The sequence below is a fragment of the Nocardioides exalbidus genome, from assembly GCF_900105585.1.
GTDB lineage: Bacteria > Actinomycetota > Actinomycetes > Propionibacteriales > Nocardioidaceae > Nocardioides > Nocardioides exalbidus.
This window is the reverse complement of the sequence record NZ_FNRT01000002.1, coordinates 2,492,665-2,510,203: the sequence shown is the minus strand read 5'-3', so window position 1 is coordinate 2,510,203 and position 17,539 is coordinate 2,492,665. Positions and strand designations below refer to the sequence as shown.

General features: G+C 72.7%; 16 protein-coding genes. 8 read left to right on the top strand and 8 right to left on the bottom strand.

Translation table 11 applies throughout. The features are described from left to right. Positions 1–2 precede the first annotated feature (2 nt). A complete protein-coding gene (gene pcrA, locus BLV76_RS12375; RefSeq protein WP_090969406.1) occupies positions 3–2,387 on the bottom strand; it encodes a DNA helicase PcrA in 2,385 nt (794 codons plus the stop codon). Positions 2,388–2,487: 100 nt separating this feature from the next. Here pcrA and BLV76_RS12370 point away from each other — a divergent pair, with 100 nt between their 5' ends. Beyond that, positions 2,488–3,555: a hypothetical protein gene (locus BLV76_RS12370; protein ID WP_090969405.1), complete on the top strand. Its 1,068-nt coding sequence runs from the start codon at positions 2,488–2,490 to the stop codon at positions 3,553–3,555. Then, positions 3,552–3,902, top strand: coding sequence for a hypothetical protein (locus BLV76_RS12365; RefSeq protein ID WP_090969404.1), 351 nt, complete (start codon positions 3,552–3,554; stop codon positions 3,900–3,902). Before BLV76_RS12370 ends, BLV76_RS12365 begins: the two co-directional genes overlap by 4 nt. 3 nt (positions 3,903–3,905) lie before the next feature. On the opposite strand, the gene BLV76_RS12360 is transcribed toward BLV76_RS12365, so the two are convergent. Genes BLV76_RS12360 through BLV76_RS12340 form a run of 5 tightly spaced genes read right to left on the bottom strand, consistent with a single transcriptional unit; the run spans position 3,906 to position 8,165 of the window. Continuing rightward, the gene (locus BLV76_RS12360) at positions 3,906–4,262 is read right to left on the bottom strand and encodes a hypothetical protein (protein WP_090969403.1); all 357 of its coding nucleotides are present in this window, start codon (positions 4,260–4,262) and stop codon (positions 3,906–3,908) included. A 21-nt stretch (positions 4,263–4,283) separates the two neighbouring features. Beyond that, positions 4,284–4,733 carry a universal stress protein gene (locus tag BLV76_RS12355; RefSeq protein WP_090969402.1) on the bottom strand — a complete coding sequence of 150 codons (450 nt, stop codon included), beginning with the start codon at positions 4,731–4,733 and terminating at the stop codon, positions 4,284–4,286. Continuing rightward, positions 4,733–6,154: an APC family permease gene (locus BLV76_RS12350; protein WP_090969401.1), complete on the bottom strand. Its 1,422-nt coding sequence runs from the start codon at positions 6,152–6,154 to the stop codon at positions 4,733–4,735. The genes BLV76_RS12355 and BLV76_RS12350 overlap by 1 nt, the downstream gene beginning before the upstream one ends. A 56-nt stretch (positions 6,155–6,210) precedes the next feature. Further along, positions 6,211–6,861 carry a LuxR C-terminal-related transcriptional regulator gene (locus BLV76_RS12345; protein WP_090969400.1) on the bottom strand — a complete coding sequence of 217 codons (651 nt, stop codon included), beginning with the start codon at positions 6,859–6,861 and terminating at the stop codon, positions 6,211–6,213. Beyond that, positions 6,858–8,165, bottom strand: a complete 1,308-nt coding sequence (locus BLV76_RS12340) for an ATP-binding protein (RefSeq protein ID WP_090969399.1) — start codon at positions 8,163–8,165, stop codon at positions 6,858–6,860. The genes BLV76_RS12345 and BLV76_RS12340 overlap by 4 nt, the downstream gene beginning before the upstream one ends. A gap of 143 nt (positions 8,166–8,308) precedes the next feature. Here BLV76_RS12340 and BLV76_RS12335 point away from each other — a divergent pair, with 143 nt between their 5' ends. After that, positions 8,309–9,616: a PspC domain-containing protein gene (locus BLV76_RS12335; protein ID WP_175539657.1), complete on the top strand. Its 1,308-nt coding sequence runs from the start codon at positions 8,309–8,311 to the stop codon at positions 9,614–9,616. Between the two features lie 11 nt (positions 9,617–9,627). After that, complete coding sequence (locus BLV76_RS12330; protein WP_090969397.1) at positions 9,628–9,954, top strand: hypothetical protein; 327 nt, start codon at positions 9,628–9,630, stop codon at positions 9,952–9,954. On the opposite strand, the gene BLV76_RS12325 is transcribed toward BLV76_RS12330, so the two are convergent. Beyond that, positions 9,955–11,646 carry an aminotransferase class V-fold PLP-dependent enzyme gene (locus tag BLV76_RS12325; protein ID WP_245734650.1) on the bottom strand — a complete coding sequence of 564 codons (1,692 nt, stop codon included), beginning with the start codon at positions 11,644–11,646 and terminating at the stop codon, positions 9,955–9,957. After that, positions 11,643–12,683, bottom strand: a complete 1,041-nt coding sequence (locus tag BLV76_RS12320; protein WP_090969396.1) for a glycerophosphodiester phosphodiesterase family protein — start codon at positions 12,681–12,683, stop codon at positions 11,643–11,645. The genes BLV76_RS12325 and BLV76_RS12320 overlap by 4 nt, the downstream gene beginning before the upstream one ends. A gap of 77 nt (positions 12,684–12,760) precedes the next feature. Between BLV76_RS12320 and BLV76_RS12315 the strand changes: the two genes are divergently transcribed. From BLV76_RS12315 to BLV76_RS12300, 4 genes are read left to right on the top strand one after another with little or no spacing between them, the layout of a single operon-like run. Further along, entirely contained in the window at positions 12,761–13,303 is a 543-nt protein-coding gene (locus BLV76_RS12315; RefSeq protein ID WP_245734649.1) for a YbaK/EbsC family protein, read from the top strand. Further along, on the top strand, positions 13,300–13,971 hold the full coding sequence (locus BLV76_RS12310) for an alpha/beta hydrolase (RefSeq protein WP_175539656.1): 672 nt from the start codon (positions 13,300–13,302) through the stop codon (positions 13,969–13,971). Before BLV76_RS12315 ends, BLV76_RS12310 begins: the two co-directional genes overlap by 4 nt. A gap of 60 nt (positions 13,972–14,031) precedes the next feature. Then, positions 14,032–15,750 carry an ABC transporter ATP-binding protein gene (locus BLV76_RS12305; RefSeq protein WP_175539655.1) on the top strand — a complete coding sequence of 573 codons (1,719 nt, stop codon included), beginning with the start codon at positions 14,032–14,034 and terminating at the stop codon, positions 15,748–15,750. Further along, positions 15,747–17,489, top strand: a complete 1,743-nt coding sequence (locus BLV76_RS12300; RefSeq protein ID WP_090969394.1) for an ABC transporter ATP-binding protein — start codon at positions 15,747–15,749, stop codon at positions 17,487–17,489. The genes BLV76_RS12305 and BLV76_RS12300 overlap by 4 nt, the downstream gene beginning before the upstream one ends. Positions 17,490–17,539: the final 50 nt, after the last annotated feature.

Genomic DNA, 17,539 nt, shown 5'->3' with positions numbered 1-17,539 from the left:
GACTAGAGCTTCTCGACCGGGGCGTAGCGCAGGAGCAGGCGCTTGACGCCTTCGGAGCCGAAGTCGATGGAGGCGACGGACTTGTCGGCGACCCCGTCGACGGCGACGACCGTGCCCATCCCGAAGGAGTCGTGGACCACGCGGTCGCCGGGCGAGAGGCTCGGGATCTCGCGGGCGGGCTTGGCCTTGGAGGCGGCGTCGGCGCGGAGCGCGGCCGAGCTGAAGTTGCGGCGGCCGGCGTCAGTGGGGGTGCCGAGGCGGGTGGAGCCGCCGGCGTGGTCGGGTCGGCCCCAGCGGGTCTGGTCGGCAGCGGTGCGCCGCCAGTCGACGAGGTCGACCGGGAGCTCGTCGAGGAAGCGGCTGGCCGGGTTGTGGCTGGGCGCGCCCCAGGCGGAGCGCACCAGGGCGCGGGAGATGTAGAGGCGCTTCTCCGCGCGGGTGAGGCCGACGTAGGCCAGCCGGCGCTCCTCCTCGAGCTCGGGCTGGTCACCGAGCGAGCGCTGGTGCGGGAAGACGCCGTCCTCGAGACCGGTGAGGAAGACGACCGGGAACTCGAGGCCCTTGGCGGTGTGGAGGGTCATCAGCGTGACCACCCCGAGGTCCTCGCCGTCGGGGGCGTCGGGGATCTGGTCGGCGTCGGCGACGAGGGCGACGCGCTCGAGGAAGTCGCCGAGGCCGACGGCGACGGTGCCGGCCTCGACCTCGGCCGGGTCGGCACTCGGCCCGGGCTGCGGGTCCTCGGCGAACTCGCGCGCGACGGCGACGAGCTCGGCGAGGTTCTCCACGCGGGTGCCGTCCTGGGGGTCGTCGCTGGCCTCGAGCTCGGCGAGGTAGCCGGAGCGCTCGAGGACGGACTCCAGGATCACGTCGGGGCGCTCGTCGGCCTCGACCATCGACTGGAGCTCCTGGATGATCGCGACGAAGCCCTCGATGTTCTTGAGGCTGCGCGTCGCCAGGCCGGGCGCCTCGGCGGCGCGGGTCAGTGCCTCCCAGAAGGTGATCCGGTCGCGGTTGGCCAGCGCCGCGATGCACGCCTCGGCGCGGTCGCCGATGCCGCGCTTGGGCGTGTTGAGCACCCGCCGCAGCGAGATCTCGTCGGCGGTGTTGACCAGCACCCGGAGGTAGGCCAGCGCGTCGCGGACCTCGCGCCGCTCGTAGAAGCGGACCCCGCCGACGACCTTGTAGGGCTGGCCGGTGCGGATGAACACCTCCTCGAACACGCGGGACTGCGCGTTGGTGCGGTAGAAGACCGCGACGTCGGACGGCTTCACGCCGGCGTCGTCGACGAGCTTGTCGATCTCCTCGCTGACGAAGCGGGCCTCGTCGTGCTCGTCGTCGGAGACGTAGCCGACGATCCGCTCGCCCTCGCCCGCGTCGGTCCACAGCCGCTTGGGCTTGCGGCCGCGGTTGTTGCCGATGACGGAGTTGGCGGCGCTGAGGATGGTCTGCGTGGAGCGGTAGTTCTGCTCGAGCAGAATCGTCGTCGCGTTGGGGAAGTCCTGCTCGAAGTCGAGGATGTTGCGGATGTCGGCGCCGCGGAAGGCGTAGATCGACTGGTCGGCGTCACCGACGACCATCAGCTCGCTCGGCTCGACCTGCTCCCCCGCGACCTCGGTCTCGAGCTCCTCGAAGACCTGTCCGCAGAGCTGCTGGATCAGGCTGTACTGGGCGTGGTTGGTGTCCTGGTACTCGTCCACCAGCACGTGGCGGAACCGGCGGCGGTAGTTCTCCCGCACGTCGGGGAAGGCCTGCAGCAGGTGGACCGTGGTCATGATGAGGTCGTCGAAGTCGAGGGCGTTGGCCTCGCGCAGGCGGCGCTGGTAGCTCGCGAAGGCCTTGGCGTAGGCCTCCTCGAACGAGTTGCGCGCCTCCTTGGCGGCGTCCTCCGCGTCACGGAGCTCGTTCTTCTGGTCGGAGACCCAGTTGAGCACGGCGTTGGGCTGGTAGCGCTTGGGGTCGAGCTCGAGGTCGCGCAGCACGATCGTCATCAGCCGCTTGGAGTCGGCGGCGTCGTAGATCGAGAAGTTGGACTTGAAGCCGACGCGGTCGATCTCCTTGCGCAGGATCCGCACGCAGGCCGAGTGGAACGTCGAGACCCACATGATCCGCGCGCGCTTGCCGACGAGGTCCTCGACGCGCGCCTTCATCTCGGCGGCGGCCTTGTTGGTGAAGGTGATCGCCAGGATCGAGCCGGGGTGCGCCTTGCGCTCGTTGATCAGCCAGGCGATGCGCCGGGTGAGCACCCGGGTCTTGCCGGACCCGGCACCCGCGACCACGAGCAGCGGCGCACCGGAGTGCACGACGGCAGCGCGCTGGGGCTCGTTGAGGCCGTCGAGGAGGGGGTTGCCGCGGTGCGCATCGACGAGGGGTGTGTCTGTGGGGCTCATGTCATCCCCCAGCCTAGGCGGGACGTGCGACACCCTCGTCCTTTGGTACCGAGTCCTGTGGACACCGTTTCGCACGGCCACCACGGGGGACACGACGACCATGACGGACTTCCACGTGAGGCCACCGGCACTGCGGGACTTCGCTGCCGTCCTGGACCAGCTCGAAGGAGCGATGACGCCGGCCCTCGACTACACCCGGACCTGGGTCGACCTCGCGCCGAGCGCCGCTGCCGGCACGCTGTACGCCGACATCCGCCAGCGCGTGCAGCAGGCGCGCACGACGCTGATCGGGGTCTACCAGCCGGGCGGCGAGGTCACCTCCTACTACCGTGACGCGGCCCGGGCCATGCGCGACGTCGCGGACGACTACGAGGCGGTCGACGCCGCGACGCGCGAGCAGTTCGACGAGCTGCTCGCCCTGTGCGGCAGTCCCGACTACGTCGACGACACCACCGTCATCGCGCACCGTGGCGAGACGGCCGGGGCCGACGCCGCCGACCTCGCGTCGACCCTGGCCGCGCCGACCGACCTGCTCGTCGACACGATGACCGGCTGGCAGACCTTCGCGGACGTCGTCGGCGTCGTGGTCAGCCTCGAGTGGGTGCTCTGGATCTTCACGGGCGGTCCGATCGCCGGGCCGACCGCCGACCTCGCCCGCCAGCTCGACGACGTCAAGGGCGACTGGGGCGAGGTCCACGAGGTCGCGCTCGCGCTCGGCGCGCTGAGTGACTTCCACTTCCGCGTCTCGGGCGAGATCGGCGCCGGCTACAACCGGCTCCACGGCGACTGGCAGGGCCTCGCCGCCAACGCCGCCTACGCCAACCTCGATCGCTTCGCCGAGCAGCTCGACCGGCACGCGGAGGCGTTGCGCAACGTCGAGCAGCAGATGAACAACCAGGCCTGGATGGCGGTGCTGTGGGCCGACCTGGCCCTCGAGGCGCTGCAGGCGATCGTCGACCTGGTCAGCATCGACCTGACCTCGATCGACTCGACCCTCACCAACCTCCTGCGCAAGATCAGCACGTGGGTCACCCTGGGGCGGCTGGCCATCGACATGGTCATCGGCGCGGTCCACGGGCTCGGCGCCCTGCTGGAGGGCCTGGAGAACGCGGACCTGGACTTCCCCGCGATCAACCCGCCGCCGACGGACATCGGGGGCACGCCGTGAGCGCCGCGGTCCCGGGCGACCGCCCGCTCCTGGACCTCACCGACGACGAGCGCGCCGACCGGGTCGCCCGCGCTCACCGGGATCCCGAGGCGCAGCGCGAGCTGGCTGCGGCGACCCGGGCCGCGTTCGCCGAGCTGCGTCGCGAGGACCCGCCCGGGACGGCCGGGGCCTTCGACAGCGTGCTGGCCGCCGTGGTCGCGACCCTGCCGGAGGACACCCCGGCGCACGCCCTCGGCCAGGGCTACCTGCGCGGCGAGGTCGACCGCGCCGCGCTGCTCGCGGACCCGCAGGTCCGCGCGGCCGTCGCCGGCAGGCTCAGGGCCCACGTGTCGGGGCCCGGCGCCTGAGGGTCAGGCGTGCGCGGGCGACCAGAACACGGCCACCGCGATGTTGAGCAGCGTCAGCCCGAGGAGGGCGAGGTAGAGCCCCTGCGGGATGCTCGGCTTGCGCATGTTGACCATCACCAGCACCAGGATCACCAGGCCGATGGCGAACTTCACGCCGATCTTCGCGTGGTTGACGTCGCCGTCGCCGGCCTCCAGCACGCCGACGAGCAGCAGGCCGGCGAGGAACGCCGTACCCGCCCCGTCGCGCACCAGCGGGTTGACCGACCTGGTCTCCTCGCGCGCCTGCACCAGGAGCCCGCCGAGCAGGGCGGCGAAGCCGAGGATGTGGACGAACAGCAGCACCAGGCGCAGGGTCTCCATGGCCGACACCCTAGGACGAGGTCAGCGCTTGCGCGGCTTCCGTGGCGCCGGTCGCACGACGAGCACGGGGCACGGCGCGTAGTGCTGCACGCGCTGCGCCGTGCTGCCCACCAGGACGCCGTCGGTCAGGCCGCGGCCGCCGGCTGCGACCACCACAAGCCCGGCGTCGTACTGCTTGGCTGCCTTGATGATCTCGTTGGCCGCTGACCCGCTGCGGATGCGCTTGTTGACCTTGGGTCCCCACTCGTCGTAGACGGCGGCGATCGCGTCGACCGCGCCCTGGGCGGCATCGCGGAAGGAGCCGTCGATCCTGCCCTCCGACAGGTCGTCGGCGAAGGCGACCGACGCCAGCGGCCGGATCACCGCGACCACCGAGATCTCGGTGATCTTGGTCGGGTCGGCGAACGCCTTGAGCTGCTTGGCTGCGGCCAGGGACTGCTTCGAGCCGTCGGTCGCGACGATGACGTGCATCAGACCTCCTCGAGGTCGGGGGTGGTGGCTCCGGTGCCCTTGCTGCCGAAGAAGTACTCGGCCAGGAAGAGCACGAGGCCGACCCCCAGCAGGCCGGCACACCAGATGAGCGAGTGCGGGTCGTCGTAGACGGTGAAGCCGAGGATGGCGACGTTGCCGACGAAGCCGAGGACCAGCAGCGGCGTGCTGGCGTGGAAGACCTGGTCGTGCTCGTCGCGACCGCGCAGCCGAAGGCACGCCACGATGACCAGCGCGTAGATCGCGAGCAGCAGCACCACCGTGACGGTGGCCAAACGACCGACCAGGTCGATGCCGCCGCCGGCCTCGGTGACGAGCGTGCCGATGACGAGCAGCGAGCCGACGACGAGCCCGGAGAAAATCAGGCCGACCCACGGGCTGCGGCGGACCGGGTGGATCTTGGCGAAGACCGCCGGCACCACGTCCTGGCGGGCCATGCCGTAGAGGACGCGCGGCTGGGTGACGATCGTGACCAGCGTGGTGTTGGTGATCGCGACCAGCGCGATGATCGAGAAGAGCGTGGTCATCAGGTCGGTGGAGAAGGGCAGGATGCCCGCCTTGACCACCTCGAGGAGCGCCGCGTCGGACGTGGCCAGGGTCTCCGTCGGCACCGTCAGCGCGGCGGCCATCGAGACGAGCACGTAGACCAGACCGGCCACGACCATGCCGCCGACCAGCGAGCGCGGGAACGACTTGTAGGGGTCGATGGTCTCCTCGGCGACGTTGGCGGTGTTCTCGAAGCCGGTCATGGCGAAGAAGGAGAACGAGATGCCGGCGAGCACGGCGAGCGCCGGGCTGCCGAAGTCGCCACCGGTGTCGATGTGGGTCAGCACGCCGAAGTCGGCGTTGCCCTGGAAGACGTAGACGATGCCGATGACCAGCACGATCAGCAGCCCGGCCACCTCGACGAAGGTCATCAGCATGTTCATCACCACCGACTCGGTGATGCCGATGAAGTTGACCACGACGAGCAGGGCCACGAAGACCAGCGAGACGAGGAGCGCCGGCGGGCCGGACCACAGCGTGTCGAAGTAGGAGGCGAAGCCGACGGCCAGCGAGCCCGAGGCCGCCATGCTCGCGGCCAGGAACGACACCGTGATGAGGAAGGTCAGCGGACGACTGCCGAACGCCTTGTTGACGTAGAGCGAGGCCCCGGCCGCCTGCGGGTACTTCGTCACCAGCTCGGCGTACGCCGCCCCGGTGATCGCCGCGACCGTCACGCCGAGCGCGAAGGCGATCCAGAAGGCCCCGCCCACGGCGGCGGCGACCAGTCCGATGAGGACGTAGATGCCGGACCCGAGCACGTCGCCCAGGGTGTAGAAGAAGAGCAGGCGACCGGTGATCGAGCGCTTGAGCTCGCTGTCGTCCTCGTCCAGTGGGGGCGCAGTGGCGGTGTCTGACATCCACCGACCCCATCGGTCCCGGCGGGCGTTGTCAACTGCACCCCACCCCGAAGGGCTCAGAGCAGGCGGCGGTCGGAGGCCCACTTCGTGAGCTCGTGACGGCTCGAGAGCTGGAGCTTGCGCAGCACCGAGGACATGTGGGTCTCGACCGTCTTCACCGAGATGAAGAGCTCCTTCGCGACCTCCTTGTAGGCGTAGCCGCGGGCGATCAGGCGCATCACCTCGCGCTCGCGCTCGGTGAGGCGGTCGAGGTCCTCGTCGACAGCCGCGACGTCGATCGAGCCGGCGAAGGCGTCGAGGACGAAGCCGGCCAGGCGCGGCGAGAAGACGGCGTCTCCCCCGGCCACCCGGGTGATCGCGTCGACGAGCTCGGGGCCGGTGATCGTCTTGGTGACGTAGCCCCGGGCGCCGCCGCGGATCGTGCCGATGACGTCCTCGGCCGCGTCGGAGACCGACAGCGCGAGGTAGAGCGTGTCGGGCGACGGCTGGCGCCGCATCACCTCGACCCCTCCGCCGCCGGGCAGGTGGACGTCCAGCAGCACCACCTGGGGCTGGAGGTCGGCGACCACCTTGATCGCCGCATCGGCGTCGGCGGCCTCGCCGACGACCTCCACGACACCCGCACCCGTCGCGGCCAGCTCGGCGCGGACCCCGGCGCGGAACATCGCGTGGTCGTCGACCAGGACGACGCGGACTGGCTGGCTCATCGGTTCTCCTCGTCGGGTGCTGCGGTGCGGGGCATGTGGAGGCGGACCTCGGTGCCCTCGTCGGGGGCCGAGCGTACGTCGGCGCGACCCCCGTGGCGGGCCATCCGGTCCACGATGCTGTTGCGGACGCCCTGCCGGTCGGCGGCGACGGCGTCGACGTCGAAGCCGGCCCCGCGATCGCGGACGAAGACGTCCACGGCGTCGTCCGAGGTCTCGGCGAAGACGTCGGCGCGCTTGGTGCCGGCGTGCTTGGCGACGTTGACGACGGCCTCGCGCGCGGCGTGCACGACGGGACGGATCTCCTCGGTGAGCGGGCAGTCGCCGACGGTGACGACGTCGACGACGACGTCGTGCTGGGTCTCGACGTCGGCGGCCATCTCCTTGAGGGCGCCGGCGAGCGTGGTCGCGTCGGTGGTGTCGGCCTCGAAGAGCCACTGCCGCAGGTCGCGCTCCTGGGAGCGGGCGAGCCGGGCGACCATCGTCGAGTCGCCCGAGTTCTTCTGGATCAGGGCGAGGGTCTGGAGCACCGAGTCGTGGAGGTGGGCGGCCATGTCGGCGCGCTCCTGGGTGCGGACGCGCTCGGCGCGCTCGGCGGCGAGGTCGTCGACCAGGCGCATCACCCACGGCCCGACGACGATCGCGAGGCCGACCAGGCCCAGCAGACCGGCGACCAGCACCGGGAGGGCGAAGGTCACCTGTCCGGCGACGACCGCGAAGACGATCAGTGCGGTGACGATGAGGCCGAGGCCGGCGGCGATGCGGGCGTAGGCCGCCCAGCCACCGTTGCCGAACACCGCGCGGAACGGGTCGATCCGGCCCGACGAGTCGATCCACCGCTCGCGCTGCGCCTCGTCGGCCTGGCGCCACAGCAGGGCGACGCCGGCGATGCCGAGGACGACCGGCCAGAAGAGCGCGCCCTGCCCGAAGATCCCCTCGAAGCCCAGGACGACGCCGAACAGCAGCGCGCCCAGCGCGATGGCCGGTCCGGCGTCGCGCAGCCGCGACCGCTTGCCCGGGCGCTTGCCCGTGCGGGTCGCGCTCTCGAGGCCCGGCGAGCTGACGTCGAAGCCCTGGCCGGCGGGCAGGAACACCCACAGGCCGGCGTAGAGCATCAGGCCGAAGCCGCCCAGCAGCGCGGTCGCCACGAAGAAGACGCGCACCCACAGCACCGGCACCGCCAGGTGGGTGGCCAGCCCGGCCGCGACACCCCCGACGATCGACGACGACGTGTCGCGGTGGGCCCGTCGCGGCCCGACCGGGCGCGACCGCGGGGAGGCGGGGTGAGGGGGGTTGGCGTACGACATCGTGGCTCCATCGTCGCAGGCACGCGCGTGCGCGACCATGAGGACTGACCCCGAGAGGACCCTGAGCCCGACCCGGGGCGAGCACGGCAGGATCAGGGCTGTCCCCGATGGTGGGGAGCGCCCGCAGCGCCGAGAGTTGGAGCATGGACACCACCGAGCAGCACCCCGCACCGCCGCAGGAGCCGGCACCCGGTCCGACGCAGGGACCCCGCGTCAGCCGGGACGAGATGAAGGACCTCGGCCGCCTGCGCCGCAGCGTCACCGACCGGCACATCGCCGGGGTCGCCGGTGGCCTTGCCCGCCACCTCGACATCGATCCGATCATCGTGCGGGTCGCCCTCGTCGTCGCGGTCTTCTTCGGCGGCGCCGGCCTGCTCGCCTACGTGGGTGCCTGGGTGCTCGTCCCCGAGGAGGGGACCAACGACGAGCCCCTCGGCCTCGACCGCCGCAACCGCTCCCTCGCCCTCGCCGGCGTCGGCGTCCTCGCCGTGCTGTGCGCGGTCGGCGACTGGGCCGGTGCGTTCTGGTTCCCGTGGCCGCTGGCGATCCTCGCCGCGATCGTCGTGTGGTTCCTCAACCACAAGCAGAAGGGCTCGGCCGCCCCGCGGCAGCCGAAGACCGGATACGGGTACGACCCCGGCTACGCCGCACCGACCTTCGCGCAGGCGGACGCCGGCAGCCACGCCGGCGCCGAGACCGGCACTGGCTCGGGCACGGCCGAGACCGTGACGGACGCGCCCGCCGGGCCGGCCTACGAGCAGCCCTCCTCCCAGCCGTACTCCCAGCCGTACTCCCAGCCGTACTCATGGGTGCCGCCGACCTCCTACGTCCGCGAGCGTCCCCGCAACCCGCGCAAGCGCGGACCGAAGCTCTTCCTCTTCACGGTCGCGCTGATCGCCCTGGCCGAGGGCGTCCTGGGGGTCGTCGACCTGGCCGGCACGGCCGTCGCGGACAGCGCCTACCCGGCGCTCGCGCTCGGCATCACTGCACTGATGCTGCTGGTCGGCTCGTTCTGGGGCCGCGCCGGCGGGCTGGTCGCGCTCGGCCTGGTCGCCGCGCTCGCCACGGCCGGTGCCACCGTCAGCGACAACTTCGACACCGGTGACCGGAGCTACTCCCCGACCAGCGCGGGCGAGGTGCGCGACAGCTACGACTTCGGCGCCGGCAACTTCACCCTCGACCTCTCCGGCGTCACGGACGTCGACGGGCTCGACGGCCGTGACATCGCCATCGACGGCGTCGGCGGGCAGATCGAGGTCGTCGTCCCCGACGGCATGGACGTCGACGTCAAGACGTCCGTGGTCGGCGGCGACAGCCGGGTCTTCGACCAGCGCAGCGACGGCTTCGACGTCACCCAGGACGGGTTCCTCGACGGCGGCGACGGCGTCCCGGACATGTCCATCACCATCGACCTGGTCGGCGGCGAGATCGTCGTCCGCGAAGCGGCCTGAGGAGCAGCGCCATGACTGAGAACACCAATCCGGACAGCACGTACGACAGCTACGACGGCTACGACACCGACGTGTACGGCACCGCGACCGACGCGTACGACGAGCCGATGGTCGGCCCGCTCGACGCCCCCGAGCAGGACTCGGGCTTCCACCAGGTCAACATCGGCCAGCTCGTGATGGGCGTCGCCTTCGCCGGCATCGTGCTGGTGTGGGCGCTGGTCCAGGGCGACGTGGTCGAGACCGGCGAGCTGCGGTGGCTGCTCCCGATCCCGTGGATCGCGGCGGGTGCCGCCGGGCTCGTGGCGACGGTGCTGCCGTCGCGCCGGACCCAGCAGTGATCAGGCCAGCGAGCCGGCCGGCAGCGCGAACCACCTGAGGTCGTCGAATTCCGCGCCGAGGTGGGCGGTGTCCGACCAGTCCGGAGGCGTGGCGGCGGCCATGATCGCGCGGCCCTCGTCGAGGTGCTCCCCGAGCACCGAGGCGGGGGCCGTCGTCGTGTGGCTGGGCCAGGTCATCGTGCCGTCGGCGGCGTAGGACACGTCGGCGAGGCGCAGCGGTGGCTCGACGGCCCCGTCCCGGTGCCGCCAGAGACCGGTGGCCGGCTCGAAGCGGTAGTCGCCGAGCAGCCGCCAGCCGTCGCGGGCGACGAGCCGCACGGCCTCCACGACGTAGGAGAAGACCTCCTCGTCGACGAAGTAGTTGAAGTTCACCCGCACCCAGCCGGGCTTGATGCCCTCGCACCCGGTGGCGATCTGCTGCTCGAACTGGTGGCTGGTGTCGAGGTCGATGTCGAGCAGCCGGTGGCCGTAGGGGCCGGCGCACGAGCAGCCGCCGCGCGTCTGGATGCCGAAGAGGTCGTTGAGCAGCGCGACCACGAAGTTGTGGTGGAGGTAGGAGCCGTCGGGCGCCTTGATCACGAACGACACGATCGAGAGCCGCTGGGCCTCGAGGTTGCCGAGGATCTGCAGCGTCGGCTCGGCGCGCCACTCCTCGACGGCCCGGCGCAGCATCTGCTCCTCGTGGGCCTGGATGGTCTCGACGCCGACGGCCTGCTTGAGCTGGAAGACCAGCCCGGCGCGGATCGACTCGACGATCGCGGGGGTGCCGCCCTCCTCGCGGTGGGCCTTGTCGTCGAGGTAGCGGTGCTCGGTCGGGTTGACGTACATGACCGTGCCGCCGCCCGGCACGACCGGCACCCGGTTGGCCATCAGCTCCTTGCGCACCACCAGCACGCCCGGCGTGCCGGGCCCGCCGATGAACTTGTGCGGGCTGATGAAGATCGCGTCCTTGCGCGAGCGGCCGGGGCCGTACATCTCGATGTCGACGTAGGGCGCGCACGCGGCGAAGTCCCAGAAGCTCAGCGCACCGTGCTCGTGGAGCAGGTCGGCGACCCCCTCGGTGTCGGTGACGATGCCGGTGACGTTCGAGGCGGCCGAGAAGGACCCGATCCTGAGCGGCCGGTCGGCGTGGCGCTCGAGCTCCTCGCGCAGGTGGTCGAGCGAGACCAGGCCGTCGGCGTCCTCGTGGATCGTCACGACGTCGGCGATCGTCTCGCGCCAGCTGACCTCGTTGGAGTGGTGCTCGAAGGGGCCGATGAAGACGACCGGCCGCTGGTCGGCCGGGATCGCCGCGCTCAGGTGGTAGGTGTCGTCGAGGCCGGCCGGGATCCGCAGGCCGAGGATGCCGATGAGCTTGTCGATCGCGGCCGTGGAGCCGGACCCGCAGAAGACCACCACGGTCTCGTCGTCGCCGCCGACCGCGTCGCGGATGATCCGGCGGGCGTCCTCGCGCAGCCGGGTGGTCTGCAGGCCGGTGCCGCTGGCCTCGGTGTGGGTGTTGGCGTAGGCCGGCAGCACCTGCGCGCGGATGAAGTCCTCGACGAAGGTCAGGCTGCGGCCCGACGCGGTGTAGTCGGCGTAGGTCACCCGGCGCGGGCCGTAGGGGCCCTGCATCACCTGGTCGTCGCCGATCACGGATGCGCGGATCCGCTCGAGGAGGGCTTTCGAGGCGTCGGTGCAGGCGTGCGTCACCAGGTGAGCGTACGCCGGTGCAAGGCTGGGCCTTGCACCTCCCGCACCGCCGCGAGGGCACCCTCGGGGTGGTCGGTGATGACCCCGTCGACGCCGGCGTCGAGCAGCGCGCGCACCTCGGCGGACATGTCCCCGAGCGCGTCGGGGGCCTCGCCGTGGCGGAGGTTGCTGGGCAGGAACCGGTTCTCCCCGCGCACCGTCCACGCGTGCACGGTCAGGCCGCGGCGGTGGGCGTCGCGGACCAGGCTCGAGGGACCGCCGATCGCGCCGGTGCGGTCGCGCGGCAGGACCATCGCCTTGTCGGGGCCGATGCCGTCGGCGTACTCGTCGATCGCGTCCAGCGCCTCGGCCGTCACCGGGTCGTGGTCCTCGAGGAGCTGGACGAGCGGCAGCCGGGTGCGGCCGGCGAGGCGACGCAGGATCGGGGCCTCGAACGACATGAGGCTCACCCGCGCCCACGGGTGGTCGAGGCCGTGGCGTGCCAGGTCGCGCAGGAGCGGCTCGTCGAGGGGCAGCCCCGCCAGGTCGTGGTGGGTGGCGTGCTTGAGCTCGAGCAGCACCCCGACCGCACGACCGCGGCGGGCCGACTCGGCCCCGACCATCGCCAGCACCTCGGTGAGCGTCGGCACGCCCTCGGCACCGTCGTACGCCGTGTTGGCGGGACGGGTGCGCGGCATCCGCTCGCGCGTGGCGAGCGTCTTGAGCTCGGGCAGCGTGAAGTCCTGGACGAACCAGCCGCGCTGCGCGACGCCGTCCACCGTGAGCGTGCGCCGCAGGTGGGCGAGCTCGGGGCGGCTCGCGACGTCGGTGGTCGTGCTGAGCTCGAGGTCGTGGCGGGCGACCAGCACCCCGTCCCTGGTGGAGACGAGGTCGAGCTCGATGTCGTCGACGCCCATCCGGATCGCGGTCCGGTAGGCGTCGAGGGTGTGCTCGGGACGGTGACCGCTGGCGCCGCGGTGCGCGACCACGGCGGGCGTGAGGACCAACGACGAGGTCCTCGTGTGCCAACCCGGGGCAGCCTCGCGGGTCACCGTCATGGAACGAGCGTGCGCGCCCTCGCCGTCGGACCGGGGACCGGCGGGTGACCTCATGGTGAATGACGCATGATGACCGCGTGACGCTCCCCTCCTTCCCGACCCTGACCTCCCTCCCCGCGGCCGACCACCCGACGCTCGTGGCGCCGCCCGTCGCGGCCGTCCTCGCCGGGTGGGCGGGCGCCTCCGAGGTCGCCGTGGTGGAGATCGACCCCGACCTCGCCGACACCGCAGCGATGAGCGAGGCCTTCGACATCCCGATGACGGCGAGCGGCAACTGCGTCGTGGTGTCGGGCGCCCGGGCGGGCGAGGAGCGGATCGCCGCGTGCGTGGTGCGCGCCGACACCCGCGCCGACGTCAACACGCTGGTCCGCAAGATGCTCGACGTGCGCAAGTGCTCCTTCCTGCCGATGGACCGTGCGGTCGCCGAGACCGGGATGGAGTACGGCGGGATCACCCCGGTCGGCCTGCCCGAGGGCTGGCGGGTGCTGGTCCACGAGGCGCTGCTCGAGGAGCCGGTGGTCGTGCTGGGCAGCGGCGTACGACGCTCCAAGCTGCTCGTCCCCGGCCGGCTCCTCGCCGACCTGCCGGGCGCCGAGGTCGTCGCGGGCCTCGGGCGGTGAGCACGCCCCGGCTGATCCCGGTCCACACGCCGCGCGAGCCGCAGGGCGTCGTCCTCGTGCTGCACGGCGGCGCCAGCCGCGGCGCGGGCGTGAGGGTCAGCCCGACCCAGCTCTCGGTCCTGCGGATGGTCCCGGTCGCTCGCCGGATCGCCCGTGCCGGCCGGTCGCGGCTGGCGGTCCTCCGCCTGCTCAACACCCACCGCGGCTGGGACGCGGGCACCACCCCCGTGATGGACGTGGCATGGGCGCTCGGGCAGGTCGCCGAGCAGCACGGCGACCTCCCCGTCGCGCTCGTCGGCCACTCGCTCGGCGGACGCGCGGCCCTGCTCGGTGGCGTCGAGCCGGGGGTGCGCAGCGTCGTGGCGCTCAACCCGTGGGTCCAGACCACCGACCGCGTGCGGCTCGGGGACACCCGGACGCTGGTCGTGCACGGCACCGACGACCGCATCGCCAGCCCGGAACGCGCGCTCCAGCTGGCCCGGCGGCTGTCGGAGTCGGGGCGGGTCGGCTACATCGCGGTCGCGGGCGGCAAGCACGCCATGCTCCGGCGCGGGCGCACGTTCGAGCGCCTCGCCGCCGAGTTCGTGACGTGCACGCTGCTCGGCGACCCCGCCCGGTCCAGCGCCGTCCGCGAGGTGCTGGACGGCGCCCCCTGGGTCGAGGTCTGAGCCCCGGGCCCGGCCGAAAAGGATTCGTCGCGCCGGAGGGTCCCTCCCTAGCATCGTGCGGTGCGCACCCTCCCCGTCCCCGATCCAGGAGTGGCGGACCACCGCACGCCGAACCGGTTCCTGTGGTGGCTGGCCCGGCGCCAGTGGCAGACCCTGCTCGGGGGCATGTTCTTCGGGATCCTCTGGGGCGCCGCGCAGGCCGTGATGCCGGCTGTCCTCGGGCGCGCGATCGACCTCGGCGTGGCCGCGAAGGACACCTCGCAGCTCGTCCACTGGACCGGCGTGATGCTCGCGATCGGCCTGGTCCAGGCGGTCAGCGGGATCATGCGGCACCGCTTCGCGGTCACCAACTGGCTCACGGCGGCCTACCGCACCGTGCAGCTGATCACCCGCCAGACGGTCCGCCTCGGCGGCACGCTGCCGCGCAAGGTGTCGACCGGCGAGGTCGTCGCCATCGGGACGAGCGACCTGTCCCACCTCGGCGCCGTGATGGACACCAGCGCACGCTTCGTCGGCTCGCTCGTCTCCTTCTTCCTGGTCGGCTTCCTGCTGCTCCGCACGTCGGTCACGCTGGGGCTGGTCGTGCTCCTCGGGGTGCCGCTGCTGATGGTCGCCGTCGGGCCGCTGCTCAAGCCGCTGCAGTCCCGCAGCGCGCACCAGCGCCACCTCACCGGCGCGCTCGCGAACACCGCCAGCGACATCGTCGGCGGGCTCCGGGTGCTGCGCGGGATCGGTGGCGAGCAGGTCTTCCTCGACCGCTACCGCCGCGAGTCGCAGGGTGCCCGCAACGCCGGCGTCCAGGTCGCCTGGGTGCAGTCGATGCTCGACGCGCTGCAGGTGCTGCTCCCCGGGATCTTCGTGGTGGTCGTCGTCTGGCTCGGCGCCCGCACGGCCGTCTCCGGCCAGATCACCGCCGGCGAGCTGGTCGCCTTCTACGGCTACGCCGCCTTCCTCATGCTCCCGCTGCGCACGGCCACCGAGTTCGCGAACCGGTTCATCCGCGCGCACGTCGCCGCCCGCCGGGTCTGCAACGTCCTGGCCGTCGAGCCCGACGTGACCGACCCCGACTCCCCACAGTCCTCGCCCCCGCCGGGCAGCGTGCTCGCCGACGCCCGCTCGGGCCTGTCGGTCCGACCGGGCACGATGCTCGCCCTGGTGAGCGACCAGCCGGACGACTCCGCCGCGCTCGCCGACCGCCTCGGGCTCTGCGCGGCACCGGTCGACGACGACGTGACACTGGGCGGCGTACCGCTCACGGCGCTGGCGCACGACGAGGTGCGCCGCCGGATCGTGGTGTCCGACACCGGCAGCGCCCTCTTCAGCGGCACGCTCCGCGCCGGCCTCGACGTGCGCGGGACGGGCGGCGTCGACGCCGCGATGCGCACCGCGTCGGCCGAGGACGTCCTCGACGGGCTCGCCGACGGGTTGGACACCGTCGTGGCCGAGCGCGGCCGGTCGTTCTCCGGCGGGCAGCGGCAGCGGCTGGTGCTCGCGCGCGTGCTGACGAGCGACCCGGAGGTCCTGGTCCTGGTCGAGCCGACGTCGGCCGTCGACGCCCACACCGAGGCGCGGATCGCGTCCCGGCTGCGCGCCCACCGCGCCGGGCGCACCACCGTCGTCACCACCGTCAGCCCGCTCCTGCTCGACCAGGTCGACGAGGTCGCGCTGCTCGTCGACGGCCGGGTCGTGGCCACCGGCACGCACGCCGACCTGCTCGCGACCCACCCCGGCTACCGCGCGATCGTGACGCGCGAGGTCGAGCCGGAGGTCGCGTCGTGAGCACCCGGCTCCCCGTCGCCGGCCCCGCCGACGTACGCCGCTACGCGCGCGACCTCGCGCGCCGCCACCCGCGGATGCTGTGGTCCGCGCTCGGCCTCCACGTGCTGGCCGCCGCGGCCGGGCTGGCCGCACCCCGGCTGCTGGGCGGGCTCGTGCAGGCCGTCGAGGACGGCACGACGGTCGCGCACGTCGACCGCATCGCGCTGCTGCTCGGCGGCTTCCTCGTGCTGCAGACCGTGCTCACCCGCTACGCCCGCTACCTCTCGCAGGTGCTCGGCGAGCAGGTGCTGGCGGAGCTGCGCGAGGACTTCGTCGAGAACGCCCTCGCCCTGCCCGTCGGCACCGTCGAGTCGGCCGGCTCGGGCGACCTGCTGACCCGCACGAGCCGCGACGTGGACCAGCTCGGCTGGTCGGTGCGGTGGGCGCTGCCCGAGTGGACCATCGCGGTCGTCACCGCGGTCCTCACCTTCGCGGCCGCGCTCTCGGTCGGGTGGTGGGTCTTCCTGCCCTGCCTGCTCGCGCTGCCGCCGCTCGTGACGGGTCTGCGGTGGTACCTCGGCCGCGCCCGGCCGGGCTACGAGCGGGAGTCGGCGTCCTACAGCCAGATCACGACGACCCTCGCCGAGACGGTCGAGGGCGCACGGACGGTCGAGGCGCTCGGCCTCGGCCGGGAGCGGGTCGCGGCCGCCGACGCGGACTGCGCGGAGTCCTACGCCGCCGAGCGCTACACGCTGCGGCTGCGCACGGTGTTCTTCCCGTCGATGGAGATCGCCTACCTGCTGCCGGTGGTCGGGACGCTGCTCTTCGGCGGCTGGCTCTACACGCGCGGCCAGGTGTCGCTGGCCGAGGTGACCGCGGCGACGCTCTACGTCCAGATGCTCATCGACCCGGTCGACCGGCTGGTGTCGATCCTCGACGAGCTGCAGGTCGGCGCGGCCTCGCTGGCGCGGCTCCTCGGTGTCGGCCAGGTGCCCGACGACCGCGAGGTCACCGGCGCCGTGCCCGTCGACGAGAAGCTCGACGCGGAGGACGTCCGCTTCTCCTACATCGAGGGCCGCGACGTGCTGCACGGCGTCGACCTCGACGTCGGGGTCGGCGAGCGGATCGCGATGGTCGGCCCGTCCGGCGCCGGCAAGTCGACGCTCGGCCGGCTGCTCGCCGGCATCCACCCGCCCCGCACCGGTCGGGTGACCGTCGGCGACGTCGGACTGGTGGAGCTGCCGCTCGACGACCTGCGCGGCCACGTCGCGCTCGTGACCCAGGAGCACCACGTCTTCGTCGGCACGCTCTGGGAGAACGTCGTCCTCGCGCGGCCGGGCTCGTCGCTGTCCGAGATCCGCGACGCGCTCGCCGCCGTCGACGCGCTGGAGTGGGTCGACGCGCTGCCCGACGGGCTCGACACCGTCGTCGGCTCCGGCGGGCGGGCCCTCACGCCCGCGCAGGCCCAGCAGGTCGCGCTCGCCCGGCTGGTGCTCGCCGACCCCCACACGCTCGTGCTCGACGAGGCCACCTCCCTCATCGACCCGCGCGCCGCACGGCACCTCGAGCGCTCGCTCGCGGCGGTGCTCGAGGGCCGTACCGTCATCGCCATCGCCCACCGCCTCTTCTCCGCCCACGACGCCGACCGCGTCGCCGTGGTCGAGGACGGCGTGATCTCCGAGTTCGGCTCGCACGACGACCTCGTCGCCGCCGGCGGGTCCTACGCAGCCCTGTGGGAGTCCTGGCACGGGAAGGGCTGAATCACGGTTCGGTGACGAGCCTTCCGCCAGGCGGTGGGGTCCGGGCATGC

Excerpts from the sequence above, each read along its gene's own strand:
- BLV76_RS12345 (WP_090969400.1), bottom strand. The coding sequence starts at position 6,861 with ATGAGCCAGCCAGTCCGCGTCGTCCTGGTCGACGACCACGCGATGTTC.
- BLV76_RS12340 (WP_090969399.1), bottom strand. The coding sequence starts at position 8,165 with ATGTCGTACGCCAACCCCCCTCACCCCGCCTCCCCGCGGTCGCGCCCG.
- BLV76_RS12360 (WP_090969403.1), bottom strand. The coding sequence starts at position 4,262 with ATGGAGACCCTGCGCCTGGTGCTGCTGTTCGTCCACATCCTCGGCTTC.
- pcrA (WP_090969406.1), bottom strand. The coding sequence starts at position 2,387 with ATGAGCCCCACAGACACACCCCTCGTCGATGCGCACCGCGGCAACCCC.
- BLV76_RS12335 (WP_175539657.1), top strand. The coding sequence starts at position 8,309 with ATGGACACCACCGAGCAGCACCCCGCACCGCCGCAGGAGCCGGCACCC.
- BLV76_RS12330 (WP_090969397.1), top strand. The coding sequence starts at position 9,628 with ATGACTGAGAACACCAATCCGGACAGCACGTACGACAGCTACGACGGC.
- BLV76_RS12355 (WP_090969402.1), bottom strand. The coding sequence starts at position 4,733 with ATGCACGTCATCGTCGCGACCGACGGCTCGAAGCAGTCCCTGGCCGCA.
- BLV76_RS12320 (WP_090969396.1), bottom strand. The coding sequence starts at position 12,683 with ATGACGGTGACCCGCGAGGCTGCCCCGGGTTGGCACACGAGGACCTCG.
- BLV76_RS12370 (WP_090969405.1), top strand. The coding sequence starts at position 2,488 with ATGACGGACTTCCACGTGAGGCCACCGGCACTGCGGGACTTCGCTGCC.
- BLV76_RS12350 (WP_090969401.1), bottom strand. The coding sequence starts at position 6,154 with ATGTCAGACACCGCCACTGCGCCCCCACTGGACGAGGACGACAGCGAG.